Source organism: Pseudomonas sp. E141 (assembly GCF_052659885.1).
On the sequence record NZ_CP084024.1, the window covers coordinates 366,931 to 389,696 of the forward strand.

The following is a 22,766-nucleotide window of genomic DNA, read 5'->3' on the forward strand; positions in this document are numbered from 1 at the left end:
GCGCCGGCACATTCAACATCACCTTCTCAAGCAGGCAGCCGATTCATCGGTAGACGTATTTGAGGATATAGGCATACAGATCGTTGTAGACCGAGTCGGGTACGTGTTCAGCATGGGGCTGGGTCTTGAGCAGTGTCAGGTGGCACTCCTTTACCATTTCTTCGCGGTCGCCGATGAGGTGGAGGCGGTTATTGGTGATGATCTCGAAGGCATTTGCATAAACCACCTTCGGTCCCGCGATGAGCAAAGTCCCGTCCGGATCGAGGGTATAGGTGCTTTGGGTGCGCAGGATCCGTTCCTTCAAAGGGCCGAACCCGCGCTCGTACAAGTATATCTGCGAGCCGCTGACTGCTTTGGCCGCCGTCTCGATAGCCAGCAGGGTCGGCTGGGCGTTGCCCAGGCTGGCATTGAGCGCCGATAGCGTGACGAACCTTTCAAGCTCCTGTTTTTCCAGGCTTCTGAGGGCCCTTTTGATACTCGATAGATGAGCGAACTCTTTTTTGCAGGCGATGATGTGGGTTTCCAGCTGATAGCCCGCTGCCGCGGCCATCGCCGGGAAGGCCGCGAAATCGATGCTGTCGAACGCGCATTCCATGATGATGTTGTATTTTTTCCCGAACGCCTCTGCGAAGATTTTCGAGCAAACCTCTCGAACAAAGGCCTCTGTATGCTCATAAGCATGCAGCACACCGCGTTTGATCATTTCGGCGTAGTGAGGGTGTTTTTCCCGGTACTCGGGCAGGTACAGGCGCACATGATTGTCGTAGCGTTGGGAGGGCAGGAGGCTTTTTTCCAGCAGATAGGTTTTACCCGATCCCTGCGATCCGGCGACGATCAGCATTTTGGGGACGGACTCGACCGTAATGCCATTGAACAGCGTGTCGGTGATTCCGGTGAATGCGGTCGTGACCTGTTCCGGGGTGTAGGCGTAATTCGATGCGTGTGGCATATCCTGATGTCCTTATCAAAGATTCCCATGAAGTGAAGTGAGTGGTTGCCCTTTGAATAAAGCGGGGTTTTGCGGCTTGTTCAAATGAGCATGTGTTCCAAGATATGTGACTGTTTTTTAAGGTAAAAATCCCTACATGGAAGGCGCCGGAAACTTACGTCAGCGTGCCTGACACCGAACCCCTTTGGCGGGCTTGCTCGCGAAGGCCCTGGCACATTCAACATCACCCTTTCAGGTGGACCGCTATCGCGAACAGGCTCGCTCCCCCCGTTTTGTGGCCGTGATCGGCTCCCTGGCGCAGCGCGATGCCCGCAATCCGACCAGCAAGCTTTTCATGCCCCCCGGCAAAGCAGGCATAATGGCGGGCCTTCGCCGTTGCGGCGTGCCTTATCGACCGGTTTGCCCTTGAACGAACGTCCATCATCCAGCGTCATACGCCCCTCGGGTTGTCCGGGGTTGCTGCGTGTCGTCCAGGCGCTGGACGGAGGGATCTGCCGGATCAAGCTCGACGGTGGTTCCATCCAGGCGGATCAGGCCGACGCCGTGGCGTTGGCGGCCGAGCGGTTCGCCGGTGGCGTCATCGAGGCGACCAACCGCGCCAACCTGCAAATCCGTGGGATTGGGCCCCAGCACGATGCGTTGATCGAGCCCTTGCTGAACGCCGGACTTGGCCCCCGCAAACTGGCCGGCGATGACGTGCGCAACCTGATGCTCAGCCCCACGGCCGGGATCGACCGGCAGATGCTGCTCGATACCCGTCCGTTGGCCGCGCGGATTCTTTTCACCCTGCAAACCCATGAACGCTTCCATGAGCTGTCGGCCAAGTTCGCCGTGCAATTGGACGGCGGGGAAGGGTTGGCGATGCTTGAACATCACCATGACCTGTGGCTCTCGGCGCTGGTTCGCAACGGCGAACCGTGGCTGGCCTTCGGGCTGGCCGGCACCCCGCTGGATAAGCCGGACGGCGCTGTGCGCCTGGCCCAGGGACATGATTTGGTGGTGGCGGTGCTGGAGTTGTTTCTCGACCTGGCCCGTCCCGACCAGACGCGCATGCGTCACGTGCTGGCCGAAATCCCGAGGGATGAGTTCCTCGTCCAGTTGGCCCGCCGCGTGGCGTTGCAGCCCCCTCCGGATTGGCGGCGGGGCGAGTCCATCGACGGATTGCACATCGGCATCCATTCCCAGCACGACGACCGGGTCTACGTTGGCGCGGCGGCGCCTCTGGGCCGGCTCGACGCCGTCATGCTGCGCGCAGCGGCGCAATTGGCGCGGGACAAGGGCGACGCCAGCCTGCGTTTCAGCCCCTGGCAGAGCCTGTTGCTGCCCAACGTGCGCCGCGAGGATGCGCCCGGTGTGCGGGCGCGGCTCGAGGAGCTGGGGCTGTTGTGCTCGCTCGAGCAACCCCTGGCGCAACTCATCGCGTGTACCGGCTCCAGTGGCTGCGGCAAAGCCCTGGCCGACACCAAGGCCGATGCTCGTCAATTGGCCGAGCTGCTGCAATGCCAGGGCGGTGCCCTGAAGATCCATCTGTCGGGCTGTCCGCGTTCCTGCGCAGCGGCCCATGTCGCGCCCGCCACCTTGCTGGCGGTCGCCCCCGGTCGTTACGACCTGTATTTTCGCGATGCGACGCTGCCGGGTTTCGGCGCGTTGCAGGCGCACGATCTAACTATTGAAGCGCTCGGCCACTGGCTCGACGCTCGCCCCCGGAGCCCCCTTGATGCTTGATTACATCCGCGACGGTCAGGAGATCTATCGCAACTCCTTCGCGATCATTCGCGCCGAAGCCAACCTGGCGCGCATTCCGGCCGACCTGGAAAAACTCGCGGTGCGGGTGATTCATGCCTGCGGCATGGTCGAGGCCGTCGATGGCCTGCAGTTTTCCGAGGGCGCCGGCACGGCGGGACGCCAGGCGCTGGCCGCCGGTGCGCCGATCCTGTGCGATGCGCGGATGGTCAGCGAAGGCGTGACCCGGGCTCGCCTGCCAGCGAACAATCCGGTGATCTGTACCTTGCGCGACGAGAGCGTGCCGGCGTTGGCCCTTGAATTGGGCAACACCCGTTCGGCGGCCGCCCTGGAGCTTTGGCGTCCGCATCTGGAAGGCAGTGTCGTGGTGATCGGCAACGCGCCGACCGCCCTGTTCTACCTGTTGGAAATGCTCGATGCCGGCGCGCCGAAACCGGCACTGATCCTGGGCTTCCCGGTGGGCTTCGTCGGGGCCGCCGAGTCCAAGGCGATGCTGGCGGCCAACAGCCGTGGCGTGCCGTTCGTGATCATGCAAGGCCGGCTCGGCGGCAGCGCCATGGCCGCCGCCGCCGTCAACGCCCTCGCTACGGAGATTGAATGATGCAGCAGCCTGGACGTCTGATCGGCCTCGGCGTAGGCCCCGGTGACCCGGAACTGATTACGGTCAAGGCCCTGCGCCTGCTGCGCGAATCGCCGGTGGTGGCGTACTTCGTCGCCAAGGGCAAGAAGGGCAACGCTTTCGGCATCATCGAGGCGCATTTGCAGGAGGCGCAGACGTTGCTGCCGCTGGTTTATCCGGTGACCACCGAAGCACTGCCAGCACCGCTGTCCTATGAACAGGTCATCGCCGACTTCTACGACACCGCTGCCGAGCAGTTGGCCGTGCATCTGGATGCCGGTCGTGATGTGGCGGTGATCTGCGAGGGCGATCCGTTCTTCTACGGCTCTTACATGTACCTGCACGATCGCCTGGCCGAGCGCTATGACGCCGACGTGATTCCTGGCGTGTGCTCGATGCTCGGTGGCGCCTCGGTGCTGGGTGCGCCGCTGGTCTATCGCAATCAGAGCCTGTCGGTGCTCTCCGGCGTACTGCCCTTTGAGGAACTCAAGCGCCGCCTGGCCGACGCCGATGCGGCGGTCATCATGAAACTGGGGCGTAACTTCCCCAAGGTCCGGCAGGTGCTCCAGGAACTGGGCCTGGACGGTCGGGCGTTGTACGTCGAGCGGGCAACCATGGCGAACCAGAAGATCGTGCCGCTGGATGAAGTCGAGCCGATGTCCTCGCCGTACTTCTCGCTGATCATCGTGCCCGGCGAACGGTGGCAGGGTTGATGACTTCCAAAGTGCCGGCCATTGTCATCCTCGGCCCGGGCAGTCTCGCCACCGCTCGGCGGATCCAGCAGCGCTACCCTGACGCCCTGATTCATGGCCTGAGCGGACGGGTCGAGGGTGTGGATCGTCAATACACCGAGTTCGGCACAACGCTGCGCGAACTCTATCAACAGGACACGCCGATCATCGCCCTGTGCGCGGCCGGCATCGTCATCCGCACGCTGGCGCCGCTGCTGCTGGAAAAAGGCGTCGAGCCGCCGGTGCTGGCGGTGGCCGAGGACGGCAGCGCGGTGGTGCCGCTGCTTGGCGGGCTGGGCGGGGTCAATGTCATGGCCCGTGATATCGCCACAGCACTGCAAGTCACCCCGGCGATCACCACCAGCGGCGAATTGCGTTTCGGCACCTGCCTGCTCAATCCGCCGAGTGGCTACAGCCTCGGCGATCTGGAGCAAGGTAAGCGTTTTGTCTCCGATCTGCTGGCAGGTGAATCGGTGCGCATCGAAGGCGCCGCGCCGTGGCTGGTTCAGGCGCAGTTACCCGAGGATGAACGGGCACGGTTGGCGATCCGTATCGACAGTGCTGCGGGTACACCGGCGGCGGATGAGCTGCGTATTTATCCGCGCAATGTGCTGGTGGCGTTGAGTGCAGGGGCGTCGGCGGACATCGGCGCGATACTGGAGCAGGCCGGCCTCGCGCCGCAGTCGCTGGCGTGCCTGTTGGCGGCGGACAGCGACATGGCCCGTCCTGAGCTGCACGAAACGGCATCGGCCTTGGGTGTGCCGCTGCGTTTTGCCGCAATCAATGGCAACCTCGAAACAGGGTTGAGCGATGCCCTCGGCCAACCGGCATCGCTACAGGTCATGGGCAGCCATGCCATCGCCGTGACTGAGCAGCCCCTTGACCCCGAACAGATCGGCCGCCCGCGCGGGCGTCTTGCCGTGATCGGCCTTGGCCCCGGCGCTGCCGAGTTGATGGTGCCGGCCGTGCGCGCCGAACTCGACCGTGCCACCGATGTGCTGGGCTACGAAACCTACGTGCGCATGGCCGGTCCCTTCCGGTCCGATCAGGTGCAGCACTGCACCGACAACCGCGAAGAAATGCAGCGTGCCCGTCATGCCTTCGAACTGGCGGCCCAGGGCCGTTCCGTGGTGGTGGTGTCGTCCGGCGATCCAGGCGTGTTCGCCATGGCCGCCGCGGTGCTCGAAGCGCTGCACGAGTCGACGGATGCCCATTGGCATAGCGTCGACCTGCAAATCCTTCCGGGCGTCTCGGCTTCCCTCGCCACCGCCGCCCAGGCCGGTGCGCCTCTGGGTCATGATTTTTGCGTGATGTCTCTGTCGGACAATCTCAAACCGTGGTCGATCATCGAGAAACGCCTGGATCTGGCGGCTGAAGCAGACCTGGCCCTGGCGTTCTACAACCCGATTTCCCGTTCCCGACCGTGGCAGCTGGGGCGAGCGCTGGAGATCGTTGCGCAACATCGCACGCCGCACACGCCGGTGGTGTTGGGGCGTGATATCGGTCGTCCGGGCCAGACCCTGCGGGTCACGACATTGGGACAGTTGACCCCGGACCAGGTGGACATGCGCACCATGGTGCTGATCGGTTCCTCCACCACGTGTGTATTCCCGCGCGCCGAAGGGGGCGACTGGGTGTACACGCCGCGTTGGTATGGCAGCAAACCGCTCTGATAAAACCCGGCGGCCCGCCTGGGCCGCCTCTATCTGACTTCGTCATGTTCGAGACTTCGTGGGTACAAGACGACCCGCTGTTTGACGCTGTAGACGTCGCGAATACCTGTTTGTTTGAATAATGAAATAAATATTCGACGCGCGAGCGCTAAGTCATTGTGTTCGGAAACTTATTGAATTCCTTGTGAGTTGAACAGCGTTCGAAGTGTGGGCTATGTTTGCTTCCGCTTTGAAATTGATTGGGACTGTAAAGTGCTGTTTGCGGCCTGAGTGAACGCTGTTGTTGGGGCGCACTGCGGATGGCTGCTACTTATCTATTGCAGGAGAGAGCACGCAACTTCTCCTGACAAGAGTATTTCTTTGGATGACTTGATGCAGAGGCTGCCCGAGTGCTTGGAAGCGCTTGTCGGCGGTCATCGTGCAAGGCTGTCCTGTTATATACGATAAATGGAAGTATTGTTTATGAGTGAACCTGAGCGTTCATCGGCGGATGACTACGTCGATTTTGTGAGTTTGTTGAAACTAAAGGATCTTGAACAGGCCTTAATACCGTACAAGGGTTCGGAACAATATGATTCGGTGCTTCGGTATTACTTTGGTTGTATTGCCCTGTTGGATTCTGCGCGCATGTTGGAACCGTTGGGGCTGCTCAAGCAGGCGGTGGGAACCTTGCAGGGAAACAGCCGGCGCCGTCGTGCGCCGGAGCCGCTGAGCACCGATGGCGCCGGGCCTGCGAACCTGGCGCAGATACAAAACAAAATCGAGGGTTTCGAAGCGCGCCTGCACAACAGCTTCGAGCAGTTGAAACTACCCGCTACCGAAGTGCCGAAAAACCTGCATTTTGTCTGGCTTGGGGGCGGCGTCGGGGCGATTCAGCGTGATTACATCAATATCTGGAAAAAGGTGATGGGCCCGCAGGGCTATCGCCTCAGTCTCTGGTATGACAGCGACGCGCTGCTGGCCTATGAGACCAACCGGATCATTGTCGAAGCCGCGAAGGCCGATGCCATGCTCAATGGCGGGCAGGCCAGTGTCGATCCGTTGGAGTTGGGCGACCGTTATGAAGAACGCGCCATCGTCCTGAAGCAGCAGATGTATGCGCATATCACCAAGGTTGTGAAGAACGGCGGCAGTGCCGATGAGGCTCGAATCGATCTGCTGGTTCGCGCCTACGGCCAGGATAAGGCGCGGCTCAATACCCTGATGAACGATAACCGCCTCAGCCTCACGGCCTTGGCTGAGGGTTGCCTGAGCCTGCGCGACGTTGCCGCCGGTCAAGCACCCCTTCACTTGCGGGATATCTACGAGCGCGAGATCAGTCTGCGTGGCATGTTTGCCGGGGGCTCCGACATTGTGCGTGTCGAAGCCCTGTTCGCCGAAGGGGGCAGCTATGTCGATATCGATCACCTGCCGCCCTTGCTGGAGAAACTGGGGGAGGTGGACATTCGTGAGTTCAAGACCGACGCGCGCCTGGGGGTGTTGCAGTTGTTGCTTGATCGAAACCCGGATTGGATGCCCGGCCGTCAGGCATTGCGCAGCCAGTACACGGATTATCTCCACGCGATCCCGTCGCAGCATCGCGATGCGCTGGAGCGGTTCGCTAAAAGCCAGCCCGAGTTGAACCGCGTTTTTCGCCCGCCGGTGGAGCGTCTGGCGCGTCCGTACGAGCTGCGCGCCGTTGCCGCGCGAAACTCGTTGAGCAACGCTTTTTTGATGGGCCACCCTGGGGCGGCGATGCTCAAAACCGTGCTCGAGCGTTTCAGGCTCAACTATGAAATCGTCGATGCCACCGCGCGCCTGGCCGATGAGCAAAACGTTGCCCTTACCGATGCCCAGAGCATGATCGGCCTTGCGCGTCAGGCCGCAACGCAGGTTTTCGGTGCGTTTCACGAACTGTCGCCGGAAGCGGAAATGGCCGCGGCGTTTCTGGTGGAGGCGGCCGCCACTTACTACAGCGACGGTATCCGCCCCCAGAGCGAAGTGACGATCTACCTGACCGGCCCAGCCGCCATGCGCGAGGGGATGGCCGATTACCACCGGGCGCATTTCACCCCGCGAACCGCCGAGCAGTGGCGCGCGGAGGCGGCCATCGCCGCCGTCGGCAGCGTCAATGGGGCCACCGAGGAGGAGCTGGATCACTCCTGGAAGGAAAACGAAAGTGACACCGGGCAATGGCTCGTTAACGAGAAAAAACGCTGGCAAGAGGGCCGGTTCAAGGCTCGTTATGCCGGCGATATGGCCGAGCTGCTCAAATACCGTACGCTCCAGTTCGATGAAGGCTGGCCGGTGATCGAGGGGCGACATGTGTTGTCCACCGAGCTTTTGCAGCATCTTGCCGATGAGCTGGGTAAGCCGTTCATGCAGATGATGAGTCTGGGCCATGACGGGACGGTGATTTTCGACAAGGCGATACCGCTGGGTTTTGATGAACGTCAGTCGATCCTCGCCCAAAGCGCCAGTGCGTTGCCGCCAGCATCGTTGAGCGATCAGCAAACGCGCCGGTTGTCCGTCGTTGAGCTTCTGGAGCGCCTCGCCAAAGGTGATTTTGAAGTCGCTCAATTGAGTCCCCTGCAACGTCTGCTGCTGGGGGGCTTGACCGGTGCGACGGCCTTGGATAATCGCAGCTTCGATGCGGTACGCCCGCAGTTGGATAACCTGGCCAACAACGTCGCGAACCAGGGAAGCGCCGGCGGCTATGCAACGATCGAGCATGCGTTGTACCAACGTAAGGCGCCGGCTTTTCTGGCCGGGCTTGCCAGTGCGGCCGAGTATCCGCCAGGGCATGAGGAAACCGCCCTGGCCCTGAAGAAAAACGCCCTGGAGCAGCCTTTGACATTGCGCCAATGGGGCCAGCACGTCGCGCGGATCCGCCAGGTGGCGAAGCTTGAATACCGTGTCCGGGTCGTTGAACGCCTCGGTACTGTCCTGGACGATTTCGATGCCGACACAATCAAGCTTGTACCTCAGGATCTGCTGCTCCAGGGCGATGGCGACAGGGTGGGCGGACGTTGTTATCCCTTGGCCCTGGCAATGGCAGCTGCCTTGTCGCAGGACAAGGTTGCGGTCAACACCTTGCGTGAGCGGTTCTACCTGGGGGTGATCGAGCCTCAGGCCAGTGATTCGCAGACGTTCCTCAACTGCGTGGAGTCGTTGCGCGACGTGCAGATCGGCGACGTCGGCCGTGGGTTGGCGCGCTCGGATCTGAATGCGGTGGTGGACATTCTGCAAGCCAGGACAACGACCAGCACGCTGATGCTCAACTCCGACAATCACGCCATGCTGGTGGCCAAGACCCTAGAGGGGGAGCGCAGTACGTATCACTTCTACGATCCGAACTTTGGCGTATTCGAGTTCCAGCAGGCGACACGCTTCAGGCAAGCCTTGGAGCAGTTCTTCCTTCAGCACGAGATGGCCAGTTATTACGCCGCGTATGGCGATGCGGCGCGCCCGACCTTCGATCTCATCGACCTGGACGGTGCCAAGGTGGCGAGCCTGGCATTGTCTGGTGCAATTGAAGTTTCCAAACTGCTGCAACCCGGCGCGCTGCCCGGGCAGGCGCTGCGCCCGGTCAGGCAGCGCCTGGCCAATGCCCGGGGGCAGTCGCTGCAGAGTAATCCTCGACTGGGCAACTGTCTGCTGGCGCTGGATGGCCAGTGGTGGGGGCAACAGATCGCGCAGGCAACGGCCCATCTTCAGCAGGCGGGTCAATTGGCATCAGGCCTTGTGCCGTTGTTCGAAACCCTGGAGGTCATGTCGAACGGATCGTACCGCATAAGCCTGATCGATCCTGAGAGTCCCGAGCACCTGGTACGGGTCGTCACTGACGACCATCGACTCTTGCGTATAAAAAGCTACCTCTCGGAACGTTTTTCAGCCTTGGCCAATAAACCGTCCGTGCCCAGCGATCCCACCGAAGTGGGCAGCGTCCATACCCTGAACGCCGGTTTCGCCATACAGGCATTGATGAATGCATTGAGACGGCAGGAAGGGCCTGATCGCTCCCTGACACTGGCGGTGCGCTTGCATGGCTATGTCAATTACGCGCAATTGGTTCACGGCAACGTGGTGGATATCGCGGGCCTGGTGGGGCTGGTGCGTCAGGCACTGGCTGAAGAAAAACTGATTGCCCGTACCGTCGCGCCAGTGGTGAAGGCGGCGGTGGGAAGCAGCGTGAGCGAAGCGACAGGGGGGCTGCTGCAACTGGCGAATGTCGGCTTCGACATCTATCAGTTGTCGACTGCCCGAAACGAAGTGGAACGCGCGCAGTTCGGCACCCAACTGGCGTTCGACTCGGCCGGTCTGGCGTTGTCGGTAGGCGCTTACGCCGCCGGTGCCACCACCGCCGGAGCGTTTTTGGGCGGCGCCGCGGTGATGCTGGGCGGGCTGGCGGTGGGGGTGGCCGCGCTGGCCCAGGGTTTCGCCACCATTGCTGAAGAAGCCAAGCAAGTCGGGCTTTTCTTCGATGAGGCTACAAAAGCTCATCTTCAGCCTTATCACTTTGATGCCCGCAGTGGGGCATGGCTGCCGCGTTCTTCGTTGATCGTTCAGACGCTGGACCTGACCCGCTCCGAGCTCGTGCTGGACAGCCCCAGGCTGTATCCGCTACGTGATCATTTCGGCGTGCCGACCTTTGATGACGATTACCGCCGGGCAATCGATATCCGTCGAGAGCTGAATCTGCCAGGTCGGGTCAAGTTCACGCCGCCGGCAGACCAGGTCGTCGTCCTGCCTTGCACACCGCAAACCTGTTATCGCTACGAGTACAAGGCGCTGCCCTTCGCGAGCCTGCGCCATGACACCGGTTTCGACACGGCCCGGCGTCTGGAAAAAAGGAAAGCGGATGGTGGCTGGCTGTTCCTGTTTTCGTTCTATTCGTTTCCCAGCGACTACATCCTCTACCGCATGGTGCCTGACTATCGGCCAACAGTGATCGATGTGTGGCTCGATTCCGTCGATCGCTCGCTGGTGGTGCCCGTTCTCCCTGCCGTCTGGCACGCAAAGGTAGCCTATCGGATTCGGGGTGCCGGAAAACGCTGCGCGTTGGGACTCAATCCCGGCGTGGGCCTGATCCTTGAGTCGGGGCCTGCGCAGAAGTCCAGTTGGGTATTGGACGCCCCTTGGGTCGGCGAGAGCGACATCCGTTTCGAGGGTTCAGGGAAACTGTTTATCGGTGAGCTCCAGGTGACGCTAACGGGAACGGGGAGCCATGAAATTGTGCTCAAGATCTCCGACAATCAAGTGTTTCAGGTTGAGCTGCAGGCATGCAAACTCACCCTCGTCGAGCAGGATGTGCCACCGGGCATGAGTCGACAGGCGTTGCAGGGGCACCTCAAGACTCTGGCTCAAAAGCACCGCCTGGTGATGCCGTATACGGCGGTGCACCATTATCTGATTCCGTTCGAGGCACCGGACGAACCCCGCTACGTTACGGCCTGGTACGACGCGAAGGAGGACCGCTTCCTGTACATCCGTGACGATATGCCGGGTGTCGATGCCGCTGTGTTGGGAGCGGTGGCGGGTGCTTCCTGTTACTTCTACGACCCGCAGAACCTGATCATCTGGCAAGTCGACGCGGTGACCGGGCTGTTGAGCCATCGTTATTGGCTGTGGGGCGCAAGCAATGTCGCAAGCACCATCAAGCGCGTCGAGGTGGATGCACAGGGGGTGATTCATGTCGTTCAGCAAATCACCCGCAAGGATCAGGCCCGCGATGTTCTGGTTTATGTGATACATGAGGGGCAACTGCTGCTCAGTTCGATCTCTCGGGACCTGGACTTGGCATTGGAGTCGGTCCTGAGTGCCAGCGAAACACTGGCCGACTGGTCGCTGATCCTTGGTAACGGCTACCCCTTTACCCCATCCGCCAGCGAAAAGGACAGCTTCATCACCGTCAACTGGCGGCCTGCCCCCTTTGTTTCGGTTTGCTGGAAGCCCGAGGCGCAGTGGCGGGACATGGCCTGGGTTCGCCGCAGCGATCACTTGATCATCCGTCCCTCACCCCGCCGCAACCATCACCGTGGCTGGGCCGACTCGATCAAGCACATGACTGACCTGACGTTGCTGACACCGGCGGGCGACAGCGATGTGTTTGTCATCTATGACCGGCTCAGACAGGAACTGTGTCGCAAGCAACGTACCGAGGTGGCGGGAAAGGGACACTGGTCCGAAACATGGATGCGCCCGCAGAAGCTGGAAAACGTCATGGCGGTTGACGGCGGCTACGTCGCCCTGACGTCAGAGGGCCTGTTCTTCAACCTGACGAGCCAGGGCAGACTGGCCTTGGGCGGTTTGAGTGAAGTGTGGCTCAAGGATCGGGCGCACTGGTGGTCCGCATTGGAGCCCTTGGCCCGGCAATACGCAACCGACAGCTTTGCCCTGATCGGCTTGACCCACTTGAACGGTGACGCGAGGTTGTGTGCCTGGTACGTCGGCAACCGATTGTTGCTGGCTGAATGGGGGCATGCAAAGCAAGTGCGCCTGCTCGGCGTTACCCCGGATAGCGAAGCGGCCTGGCTGTTCGATGTATCGAGTGGCGAAGTCTATCGCCAGGCATTCATCGATCCGCAGAAACTGGAGTCCGCTTTTGGCCAGGGTTCGCAGTTGCTGCAGGCTGATGCATTACCCGCCGCGGAGCGTGCATGGGCGCCCTGGCAGTTTGTCGAACTGACGGTCGAAGGAGTGGGGCTGCGTGGCGTGACATTCGAGGGCGTGGTGGTTGTGCTGCGAGACCGGGAGCCGGCGTTGATTACCGGCGTCACTCACGAATGGGTCGTCGCACAAGGTGGCCGGAAGCTCGAGGGCCTCAAACAGCTGGCGGCCCAGCCATTTCGCAGCGCACTGCTGTCAGTGGAGGAGCCCGGTAACCTGCAATGGTTCGTCGCCGAGACCGAGCGTGTGATTCGGGTTCCCAAGACGGTCATTCCAGAGTCCTTTGAACTATTGGGCACCCAGCAGCGGAGCAACGTGCTGCTTCATGAAAGCAGGAACGGAAAGCTGCTGACCTTGCCGGGTATGGAGCATCTTGGGCCACTCAGTTACATCCGGCGTGATGCCGAGGTTCTGGCTATTGAGGGCCAGATGAAGGTTGATGATCTTCTTGCGCTGATGCCGGACGATGTTACGACTCTGGTCCTGCGCATGGGACAAGGCGCGGTGAGTTACAGGTTGTCGAAAGCGGCCTGGTTGAGAGTCAAGTCGGTCATTCTCGATTGCCGGCACTCGCTGGGCAGCGCGCAGACAATCCCCGGTAAGTTGATCTGGGAGCACGATGAGCCTGACCAGTTGTTGCTGAGCCCCATCCATGAACATCTGGTGATCATCGACCCGAACAGTGGGCACAGTGTGATTTTTCGTGAAGTGTATGCGGCGGATGTCAACTTGCGCGGAGAAGTCGTGCTCAGCTTTGGAGGAAACCGGCATTACACCGTCTCGACACTGATTGAGCAGTTGGGTGCTTTGCAGAATGCCAGCAACGGTGTCGCGCTCAAAGAGTTGTACGTATCGTATGAGGAGGAAAGCAATCTGGTGAGTTGACCACGGTCCGATATTCGCGCTGGGGTCTTACGTCGCAAGCAGACCGCTGCTGTGTCAGGGCACCAGATAGCCTCTGACCCCGGTAAAGATGATCTGCGCGGCCAACGCGCAGACAAACAACCCCATCAGGCGGCTGACAATCTGTAAGCCCTGGTCACCGAGAATTCGCTCGATGCGGCTGGACAGGTAAAGCACCACGCCGACGGTAAAGCTGGCCAGGGCGATGCTGATGATGGCCATGAGTTTGTCGTCCCAGTGCGGCTGGCTCACGCCCATCACCAGCAGGGCGCCAATGGTGCCGGGGCCGACCGTCAACGGAATGGTCAGCGGGACAATGGTCACGTCCTGCTGAACATTATCTGTCTGTACGGCTGATTTGCCTTGGGCCATGCCCAGCGCCGAAATGAACAGCACGCTGCCGGCGCCGATTCGGAACGCATCCACGGTGATGCCGAACACGCTGAAAATCACCCGTCCGAACAAATACAGCAATACGCTGGACACCAGCGTCGCGATCGCGACTTTCCAGGCCAGGCGCCGTTGTTCCTTGCGCGAGTAGCCGCGAGTCAGGCCGATAAAACACGACAGCACGAAGAAGGGGCTGTAGAGCACCAGCATCTTCAGATAAACGCTGAACAACACATGAAGCATGGTCGAGGCTCAAGGCGGAGAAAGACGTCGGGGAGTCTATCAGGCGTTTTGGTGTCTGTCGGGTCAGGACGTCTGCGCTGTACGATTCTGCTGGTCGCGCTGGGCCACCCAGTGTTCGATCAGCTCGCGCAGTTGCGACAGTTCCACCGGTTTGGCCATATGGCCGTCCATCCCGGCCTGACGGGCGCGCTCCTTGTGTTCGGCCAGGATGTGCGCGGTGAGCGCGACCACGGGGGTGCGGGTTCGCTGGTTACCCATTTCCCAGGCACGCAGTTGCTGGGTGGCGGAAAAGCCGTCGAGGATAGGCATTTCGCAGTCCATCAAGACCAGGTCGTAGCGCTGCTCCTTCATGGCCTTGAGGGCTTCCTCGCCGTTGCTGGCGGTATCGGGTTGCAGGTTGAGCTTGCCGAGCATGCCACGGATGACCTTGGTGGAAATGCTGTTGTCTTCGGCCACCAGGATGCGGAAGTCGCTGGGCACTTTTACCGGAACGACAGGACCGGCGCCCATCGGAATGCTCGGCGCCTGGCCTTTGTTGCGCTGGTTGAGTTCGTCCGCCAGGGTAGTCTTGAGGGTATAGCCGGCCACCGGTTTGGCGAGGATGCGCTTGACCCCGCTGTTGCGAGCCACGACCTTGCTCGGCGCGTTGCTGATGCCGGTGAGCATGATCAACAGGATGTCGTGATTCAGGCTCGGGTCTTCCTTGATCTTGGCCGCCAGTTGCATGCCGGTCATGCCGGGCATGTTCTGGTCCAGCAGCACCACGTCGAAGTAGTCCCGCAGGTGCGCCTTGGTGCGCAGCAGCGCCAGGGCTTCCTTGCCCGATGGTACGGCGCTGACGTTCAGGCCCCAGGCGCTGCATTGCTGCACGAGCACTTTGCGGCAAGTGTCATTGTCGTCGACGATCAACACCCGCGCCCCTTGCAGCGGACTGTCGAGGTCGGAAGTCGGATGTTCGAGGCGATCCGGGTCCAGGGGCAAGGTCAGCCACAAGGTACTGCCCTGGTTGCTGCCGCTTTTGATGCCGAACTCGCCGTGCATCAGCATGATCAATTGACGGGCGATGACCAGGCCTAGGTTGCCGCCCAGGCGGGTGGCCGAGAGGAAGTTCTTGCTGTGCAATTCGGCATGCATCAGCGTGTCGCGCTCTTCGGCGTCCATGGGTGTTCCGCTGTCCTGCACCGCGATGCGCAGGCGCGGCTGATTGCTGCGCTCGTCCAGCGCAACGACGATCAACACTTCGCCCTCGTCGGTTTTTTTCAGGGCGTTTTCCAGCAGGCTCAGTAGCGCCTGGCGCAACCGTGTCGGGTCACCGCTGATCACTCGCGGCACCTGGGGTTGGATAAAGCTGATCAGTTCGACATTCTGCTGTTCGGCCTTGGCGCGGAAGATACTCAGGCAGTCCTCGATCAGCGCATTGAGGTCGAACTGCACGTCGTCCAGTTCGATCTGCCCGGACTCCAGCCGGGAAATGTCGAGGATCTCGTTGATCAGGGTCAGCAGTTCGTTGCCGGCGCTGTGGATCGTCTGCACGTAATCGCGCTGCTTGACCGACAGCGGCGTGCCCAGCAGCAGTTCGGTCATGCCCAGTACGCCGTTCATCGGCGTACGGATTTCGTGGCTGATCTTGGCCAGGAACTCGGCCTTGGCATTGATCTCGGCATTGCTCGCCGCCAGGTCGCGGCTGATGCTGAAACGGCTCTCGTTGATCGAGCGCTGGCGCTCACCCAGGGCGACACTCATCAGCAGTCCGCTGACGCAGATGAACCCCAGCAGGGTGATGATCAGGCCCTGGGGAGCGACTTCCGTCAGCCCTTGCAGGGCCGGCAGGATGATCAGCGTGCCCAGGTTGAAAACCACCATGGCGGCGACAAACAGCCGTGCCGGGCGATAGCCCTTTTGCCAGTGCCAGGCGCTGACAAACAGCATGCTCAGGCCGGCCAGCGCGACCAGGGCATAGGTCATGATATTGAGCGGCAGTGTGTTCACGAACAACAGCAGCAGGCTGCAGAGCGTGATGAACACGATGTCTCCCAGCAGCAGCCGGTTCAACGGGTGCGGCCCCAGGGGGGCGAAGAAGCGGTAGGCGAACATCAGGCCGCAGGGCGCGGTCAGCAGCAGGGCCAGATAGGCCCCCGGCGTCTGAATGGCCGGCCAGTCGGGCAGCCAGGCTCCAGCCAGGTTCAACAGCAGCACCAGGCTGAGCATCAACAACCCTTCGCAGGCCGCCAGCCACAGGCAACTGCGTGAGCGGGTATAGGCGTAGCGGGTCAGGTTGTGCAGGATCAGCATCGCGATGCAGCCGAACAGCAACCCGTAGATCAGCGTCTGGTTCTGGTTGGCCGCCGCCTGAATCGCCGTTTCCAGGGTGACATAGGGCCGCAGTTCGTGCCGGGACGCCAGGCGCAGGTAGACGTCCAGCTGTTTGTCGCTGCGCGGCAGGGCCAGCATGTAATCGCTGCTGGGCAGGGGTTGTTCGATACGGGGCAGGGCATCGCCGCCGACCTGTTGGTCCACCAGGGTATCGCCGTCCAGCACATAGAGGTTCAGGCGAGACAGGTCGGGTGCAAAGATACGCAGTATTTGTTCATGTGGGTCGGGGGCCAGCCGGAAACGCAACCACAATGCCCCACCCGGCTCGGCGGCCTTCAGGCGGTCCAGGTCGATGGGGCTGAATTGATTGGTGTAGCGGGCAGAACGGATGTCGCTCAGCTTCAGGTCGCCCTGTTCGTCGAGCAATACCGCCCAGCCACTGCCTGGCGCGGCCTGAGCCGGGAGCGTGCAGAGCAGTGTCAGCAGGGTGACGGTTAAACCTATGGCAATCCTGAGCCAGCGCACGGCGAAATCCCTTCGTAGGTTGATGCCAGATTATAACTATGCGCGGCGCCGGAGCAGACAGGCAAGGGCCATGGGCGCTTGCCGGTCTGAATGGCCGGGTTATTCCAGATTTTCGCCACGCTCGCGGGCAATGGCACGGTAGCCAATGTCCTTGCGGTAGAAACAGCCTTCCCAGTCGATCTCGGCGGCAAGCTTGTAGGCCTGCTGCTGAGCCGCGTCGACACTGGACCCCATGGCGGTGGCGCAAAGTACGCGACCGCCGGCGGTGACCACCTGGCCATCCTTCAGCGCGGTCCCCGCATGGAAAACCTTGCCTTCAAGCCCGGCTGCAGCCTCCAGGCCTTGTATCGCATTACCTTTAGCGTAGTCGCCCGGATAACCCCCGGCTGCCAGTACCACACCGACGCTCGGACGCGGATCCCACTGGGCTTCGACCTTGTCCAGAGCCTGGGCCAGGGCCGCTTCGACCAGCAGCACCAGGCTCGATTGCAGGCGCAGCATCACCGGCTGGGTCTCAGGATCGCCGAAACGGCAGTTGAATTCGATGACTTTTGGGTTACCAGCCTTGTCGATCATCAGGCCGGCATACAGGAAGCCGGTGTAGACGTTGCCTTCCTCGGCCATGCCGCGCACGGTCGGCCAGATGACCTGGTCCATGACCCGCTGATGGACCTCGGTAGTGACCACCGGGGCAGGGGAGTAGGCACCCATGCCACCGGTGTTCGGGCCGCTGTCGCCATCGCCAACACGTTTGTGGTCCTGGCTGGTGGCCATTGGCAGGACGTTCTTGCCATCGACCATGACGATGAAGCTGGCTTCTTCGCCGTCGAGGAACTCTTCGATCACCACCCGGGAACCGGCGTCCCCGAAGGCATTGCCGGCCAGCATGTCGCGCACGGCGTCTTCGGCTTCGGCCAGGGTCATGGCTACGATCACGCCTTTACCGGCGGCCAGGCCGTCGGCCTTGATCACGATCGGCGCGCCTTTTTCGCGCAGGTAAGCCAGGGCCGGATCGATCTCGGTGAAGTTCTGGTAGTCGGCGGTCGGAATCTTGTGACGTGCCAGGAAATCCTTGGTAAAGGCTTTCGAGCCTTCCAGCTGTGCGGCTCCGGACGTCGGGCCGAAGCAGTCCAGGCCACGGGAACGGAACAGGTCGACCACGCCGGCGACCAGCGGCACTTCCGGGCCGACGATGGTCAGTGAGACGTTCTTCTCGGCGAAGTCGGCCAGTTGTTCCAGGGCCAGCACGTCGATGGCGACGTTTTCGCATTTGGCTTCGATGGCGGTACCGGCATTGCCCGGTGCCACGAAAACCTTCTGCACACGCGGATCCTGAGCCACTTTCCAGGCCAGGGCGTGTTCACGGCCACCGCTGCCAATGATCAAAATGTTCAAAGAAAGACTCCTTCGGAGAAGCTGCAAGCTACAAGCTGCAAGTAAGAGCGAATACGCGTAGCTCTTGTTTGCAGCTTTTGGCTTTGAATTAGTAAGGCTGCACCGGTAAAAAGAACGACATCTATCTGCTCTTTTCTTGCCGCTTGCAGCTTGAGGCTTTTAGCTGCCGCCACTCAGTGCCTGAAATGACGCATTCCCGTGAACACCATCGCAATCCCTGCCTCATCAGCGGCGGCAATCACTTCGCTGTCACGCATCGAACCACCCGGCTGGATCACCGCAGTGATGCCGACCTTGGCCGCGTTGTCGATGCCGTCGCGGAACGGGAAGAACGCATCGGAGGCCATGACCGCGCCCTGTACCTGCAAACCGGCGTGTTCAGCCTTGATCGCGGCGATGCGGGCCGAGTTCACGCGGCTCATCTGGCCGGCGCCGACGCCGATGGTCTGGCGGTTCTTGGCGTAGACAATGGCGTTGGACTTGACGTACTTGGCGACTTTCCAGGCGAAGATCAAATCGTTGATTTCCTGCTCGCTTGGGGCGCGCTTGGTCACCACTTTCAAATCTTCGCTGCCGATCATGCCGATGTCGCGACTTTGTACCAGCAGGCCGCCGTTGACACGCTTGTAGTCCCAGGCCGGCGCGCGGTCGGCCGACCATTGACCGCAGGCCAGCAGGCGCACGTTGGCCTTGGCGGCGACGATGGCACGGGCTTCTTCGCTGACCGAAGGGGCGATGATCACTTCGACGAACTGACGCTCGACGATGGCCTTGGCGGTTTCGGCGTCCAGTTCACGGTTGAAGGCGATGATGCCGCCGAAGGCCGATTCGGTGTCGGTGGCGTAGGCCAGTTCGTAGGCCTGGCGGATGCCGCCCTCGGCGTCCGGGCTGACGGCCACGCCGCACGGGTTGGCGTGCTTGACGATCACGCAGGCTGGCTTGACGAAGCTCTTGACGCATTCCAGCGCCGCATCGGTGTCGGCCACGTTGTTGAATGACAGTTCCTTGCCTTGCAACTGGGTGGCGGTGGCGATACCGACTTCGGCCGGCTTGGCTTCCACGTAGAACGCCGCGCTCTGGTGCGGGTTCTCGCCGTAGCGCATTTCCTGGGCCTTGATGAACTGGGTGTTGAAGGTGCGTGGGAATTCGCTGCGGCCTTCGGTCGACAGGGTTTCAGCGGCCTGGTTCACGGTGCCCATGTAGTTGGCGATCATGCCGTCGTAGGCGGCGGTGTGTTCAAAGGCCTTGAGCATCAGGTCGAAACGCTGGGCGTAGGTCAGGCCACCGGCCTTGAGGTTTTCCAGCACGCTGGCGTAGTCACTGGCGTTGACCACGATGGCCACGTCTTTGTGGTTCTTGGCCGCCGAGCGGACCATGGTCGGGCCGCCGATGTCGATGTTTTCAATGGCGGTCGGCAGGTCGCAACCTGGCTTGCTGATGGTGGCTTCGAACGGGTAGAGGTTGACGGCCACCAGGTCGATCGGCTTGATGCCGTGCTCGTTCATGATGGCGTCGTCGATGCCGCGACGACCCAGGATCCCGCCGTGGATCTTCGGGTGCAGGGTCTTGACCCGACCGTCCATCATTTCCGCAAAACCGGTGTAGTCCGCGACTTCCACTGCGGCGACGCCGTTGTCCTGCAGCAGCTTGAAGGTCCCGCCGGTGGAGAGGATCTCGACGCCCAGCTGTTGCAGTTCGCGGGCGAATTCGAGGATCCCGGTCTTGTCGGAAACGCTGATCAAGGCGCGGCGGATCGGCAGGCGGGTGGTCTGGTCGGTCATTTCAATTTCCATCAAAAGCAAGGGAAGTCAGCAAAAAAGGCGACCGTTTTTTACGCGGGCGCCTTTCTGGTTTGATTGAATGCTTACAGCAGATCGTACTGCTTGAGTTTCTTGCGCAGGGTGCCGCGGTTCAGGCCCAGCAGCTCACTGGCCTTGGTCTGGTTGCCCTTGACGTAGTTCATCACGCTCTCGAGCAGAGGTGCCTCGACTTCCGAAAGCACCAGGTTGTACACATCCGTGACGGCAGCGCCCTCAAGGTGGGCGAAATAATTGTGCAGCGCCTTCTCGACACTCCCGCGAAGGGTCTGACCTTCTTCGCTGGGCGTATTGAGGTGCTGTTTCAAATTTACGTTGTCGCTCACGGGTGTTATTCCACTCACTAAAGTCTCGGTCATCATCGTCATGCGGCCACCCCTTCGTCCCCTGTCAGGCTCTTGTAACGCTCAGCGAAGAACGCCTGAACGTCGGCGCATTGTGCTTGCGTACCATCCAAACGATTGAAACGGGCGCGAAACTCCCTGGCGCCCGGCAGGGTTGCGAGATACCAGCCCACATGCTTGCGAGCGATGCGTACACCCATGACTTCTCCGTAGAAGGCATGCAGCGCGGCCAGATGCTCTAGCAGAATACGTTCCACCTCGGACAGTTGCGGCGCAGCGAGCTTTTCGCTGGTGCGCAGGAAGTGTTCGATTTCACGAAAAATCCATGGCCGCCCCTGGGCAGCCCGGCCGATCAACAACCCGTCGGCACCCGTCGCGTCCAGCACGTACCGGGCCTTTTCGGGCGAGTCGACATCGCCGTTGGCAAAGACCGGCATCGACACCGCCTGCTTGATCGCGGCAATGGTGTCGTACTCGGCCTCGCCGGTGTACAGGTCGGCACGGGTGCGGCCATGCACCGCCAACGCCGTGATGCCTGCCTGTTCGGCGATCTTCGCCACCGTCAGGCCGTTCTTGTTCTCCCGGTCCCAGCCGGTGCGGATCTTCAGGGTCACCGGCACATCGACTGCGGCGACGACCGCCTGCAGGATCTCGGTGACCAGTGCTTCATCCTTCAACAGTGCCGAGCCTGCAGCCTTGTTGCAGACCTTCTTCGCCGGACAGCCCATGTTGATGTCGATGATCTGTGCCCCCAGCTCGACATTGGCCCGGGCCGCCTGCGCCAGCATCTGGGCATCGCCACCGGCGATCTGCACCGAGCGGGGCTCGGGATCGCCTTCGTGGATCATGCGCAGACGCGATTTGCGGGTGTTCCACAAACTCATGTCGCTGCTGACCATTTCCGAAACTACAAGCCCGGCGCCCAGTCGCTTGCACAGCTGACGAAAGGGCTGGTCGGTGACGCCCGCCATTGGGGCGAGAACCAGGCCGTTCTGTAATGTATATGGGCCGATGCGTACCGCCGACATAGGACTTCCCTGAAGTGGGGCCGGATCATGAGACTTCGAAAAAGGGTTGGCATGATACCCGCTCTCGATGACTGGATAAAGGTCGAATTGGATAAAATCTGAACAGCTATTTTGTTATCGCCAGCGGTTTGGTTCGGGTGCGCTGAGTCAGAAAGCTGTCGCCAATCGCCCGGCCCTGGTGTGCATCACTCTGGTGAATGAAAGCTCAGGCTGTAGTTCACCGCTTTAGGTCCCGGGTCGAGGATATCCAGGGCAATATGAATGGGCGTCTGCGGCGGCATTTCCCCCAGGCCTTCGACATCGCCGCCCAGATATTCACCGGGCTTGAAACGGCGACTGGCGATCAGATGCCCGTTGAGGTCGGCGAAACGCAGCTCCAGCAGCGGGAAAGGCTGGGAGAACGGCGCACGGTTGTAGATGATTGCGTCCACCACCAGGGCGCCGCTGAACTCCGGATGGCTGCGCACCACCAGGTTACTGCTTTTGATTTTGCCGATGTCGACCTTGGACGGCACGTCGCAGCCGATGGTCGGGCAAATCTGCAGGAACCACGGGCGATACTGATCCTGACGGGCCAGTTCTTCGAAGTGGTAGGCGATGTACTGGCCGGCCAGGGCCGCGGCGGCGAACAGGATCAACAGGCCCCACAGCAAACGCCGGCCCCAGGGCGAGCGACGCTTGCGCCAGTCCAGTTGCAGCGGATCGTCATCCAGGTCCTGAAGGGCCTCGGCGCGTAATCCGGGTTCATGGCGCTCGCGTGCCTTGCGCGTCGGCACCGCTTGCAACGGTGCTTCGTCGTGATCATCGCTGGCAGACAGACTTTCCAGGTGTTCGTGGGGCTCGTCGTCCGGCTCCAGGCGTAGCGGGGTGACCGGCTCGTCGTCCGGTTCCAGCGGTTCCAGGGTCAGGGGCAAGGACAAGGACGGTTCGGTGCGCGGTGGGCGGGCCGGTTCATGGGGCTCGAACGGTTCGACCGGGGTTTGTAGGGCCGTTTCGTCGCGCTCGCTGGCGGATTCGCTGTACAGGCTGTCGGACCAAGGCTCCTGATCGTTCGAGAGCGGGTCGCGTTGCGCGCTCAGGTTGTCTTCACGACGGCGGCCGAAGGTATCCGGCGCACGCTTGTCACGGCGCTCCAGTCGAGCCAGTTCCTTGTCCAGATCATCGAGGTCCAGCTCGGCGGCGGTCCATTGTTTCTGGCTGATCGCACGGGGCGGGGATTCGGCGGCGGGCGTCTTGATTGGCGGTGCCAGGGGCGTGACGGTTTCCTTGGCAGTATGCTGTTCCAGCAATTGCCGTGCGGCATTGAACACTTGCAGGCACGAGCCACAGCGAACCACCCCGCGGGCCACGCTCAATTGAGTATGGCTGACGCGAAAACTGGTGTGGCAATGCGGGCACTGGGTGACGAAACTGTCAGTCATGCGGCAATCCGGTTGATACAGGCG

13 protein-coding genes are annotated in these 22,766 nt (G+C 61.4%); 5 read left to right on the plus strand and 8 right to left on the minus strand.

All coding sequences use genetic code 11. The annotated features are described in order from the left end of the window. Positions 1–43 precede the first annotated feature (43 nt). Complete coding sequence (locus tag GKKCFE_RS01580) at positions 44–949, minus strand: zeta toxin family protein (protein ID WP_445577412.1); 906 nt, start codon at positions 947–949, stop codon at positions 44–46. Positions 950–1,354: 405 nt separating this feature from the next. Between GKKCFE_RS01580 and cobG the strand changes: the two genes are divergently transcribed. The 5 genes from cobG (at position 1,355) to GKKCFE_RS01605 (ending at position 13,248) form a co-directional block, all read left to right on the plus strand. After that, a complete protein-coding gene (cobG, locus tag GKKCFE_RS01585) occupies positions 1,355–2,674 on the plus strand; it encodes a precorrin-3B synthase (protein WP_445577413.1) in 1,320 nt (439 codons plus the stop codon). After that, a complete protein-coding gene (locus GKKCFE_RS01590) occupies positions 2,667–3,293 on the plus strand; it encodes a precorrin-8X methylmutase (RefSeq protein ID WP_047227378.1) in 627 nt (208 codons plus the stop codon). Before cobG ends, GKKCFE_RS01590 begins: the two co-directional genes overlap by 8 nt. Further along, positions 3,290–4,024 (plus strand): precorrin-2 C(20)-methyltransferase, encoded by a 735-nt coding sequence (locus GKKCFE_RS01595; protein ID WP_188252134.1) that lies wholly within the window; start codon positions 3,290–3,292, stop codon positions 4,022–4,024. Before GKKCFE_RS01590 ends, GKKCFE_RS01595 begins: the two co-directional genes overlap by 4 nt. Further along, positions 4,024–5,715, plus strand: a complete 1,692-nt coding sequence (cobJ, locus tag GKKCFE_RS01600; protein WP_445577414.1) for a precorrin-3B C(17)-methyltransferase — start codon at positions 4,024–4,026, stop codon at positions 5,713–5,715. Before GKKCFE_RS01595 ends, cobJ begins: the two co-directional genes overlap by 1 nt. Before the next feature lie 462 nt (positions 5,716–6,177). Further along, positions 6,178–13,248 carry a TcdA/TcdB pore-forming domain-containing protein gene (locus GKKCFE_RS01605; RefSeq protein WP_445577415.1) on the plus strand — a complete coding sequence of 2,357 codons (7,071 nt, stop codon included), beginning with the start codon at positions 6,178–6,180 and terminating at the stop codon, positions 13,246–13,248. Positions 13,249–13,302: 54 nt separating this feature from the next. Here GKKCFE_RS01605 and GKKCFE_RS01610 read toward each other — a convergent pair whose 3' ends face one another. From GKKCFE_RS01610 to GKKCFE_RS01640, 7 genes are all read right to left on the minus strand, one after another. After that, on the minus strand, positions 13,303–13,899 hold the full coding sequence (locus GKKCFE_RS01610; RefSeq protein WP_047227382.1) for a MarC family protein: 597 nt from the start codon (positions 13,897–13,899) through the stop codon (positions 13,303–13,305). A gap of 63 nt (positions 13,900–13,962) precedes the next feature. Next, positions 13,963–16,737, minus strand: a complete 2,775-nt coding sequence (locus tag GKKCFE_RS01615; protein ID WP_076382840.1) for a hybrid sensor histidine kinase/response regulator — start codon at positions 16,735–16,737, stop codon at positions 13,963–13,965. Between the two features lie 99 nt (positions 16,738–16,836). Beyond that, positions 16,837–18,132: a phosphoribosylamine--glycine ligase gene (gene purD / locus GKKCFE_RS01620; protein WP_339491698.1), complete on the minus strand. Its 1,296-nt coding sequence runs from the start codon at positions 18,130–18,132 to the stop codon at positions 16,837–16,839. Positions 18,133–18,305: 173 nt separating this feature from the next. Beyond that, positions 18,306–19,913 (minus strand): bifunctional phosphoribosylaminoimidazolecarboxamide formyltransferase/IMP cyclohydrolase, encoded by a 1,608-nt coding sequence (gene purH / locus GKKCFE_RS01625; protein WP_339491699.1) that lies wholly within the window; start codon positions 19,911–19,913, stop codon positions 18,306–18,308. A gap of 83 nt (positions 19,914–19,996) precedes the next feature. Next, entirely contained in the window at positions 19,997–20,317 is a 321-nt protein-coding gene (fis, locus tag GKKCFE_RS01630) for a DNA-binding transcriptional regulator Fis (RefSeq protein ID WP_025211617.1), read from the minus strand. Continuing rightward, a complete protein-coding gene (dusB, locus tag GKKCFE_RS01635; protein WP_445577416.1) occupies positions 20,314–21,321 on the minus strand; it encodes a tRNA dihydrouridine synthase DusB in 1,008 nt (335 codons plus the stop codon). Before dusB ends, fis begins: the two co-directional genes overlap by 4 nt. Before the next feature lie 185 nt (positions 21,322–21,506). Then, positions 21,507–22,742, minus strand: a complete 1,236-nt coding sequence (locus tag GKKCFE_RS01640) for a DUF3426 domain-containing protein (RefSeq protein WP_288911130.1) — start codon at positions 22,740–22,742, stop codon at positions 21,507–21,509. Positions 22,743–22,766: the final 24 nt, after the last annotated feature.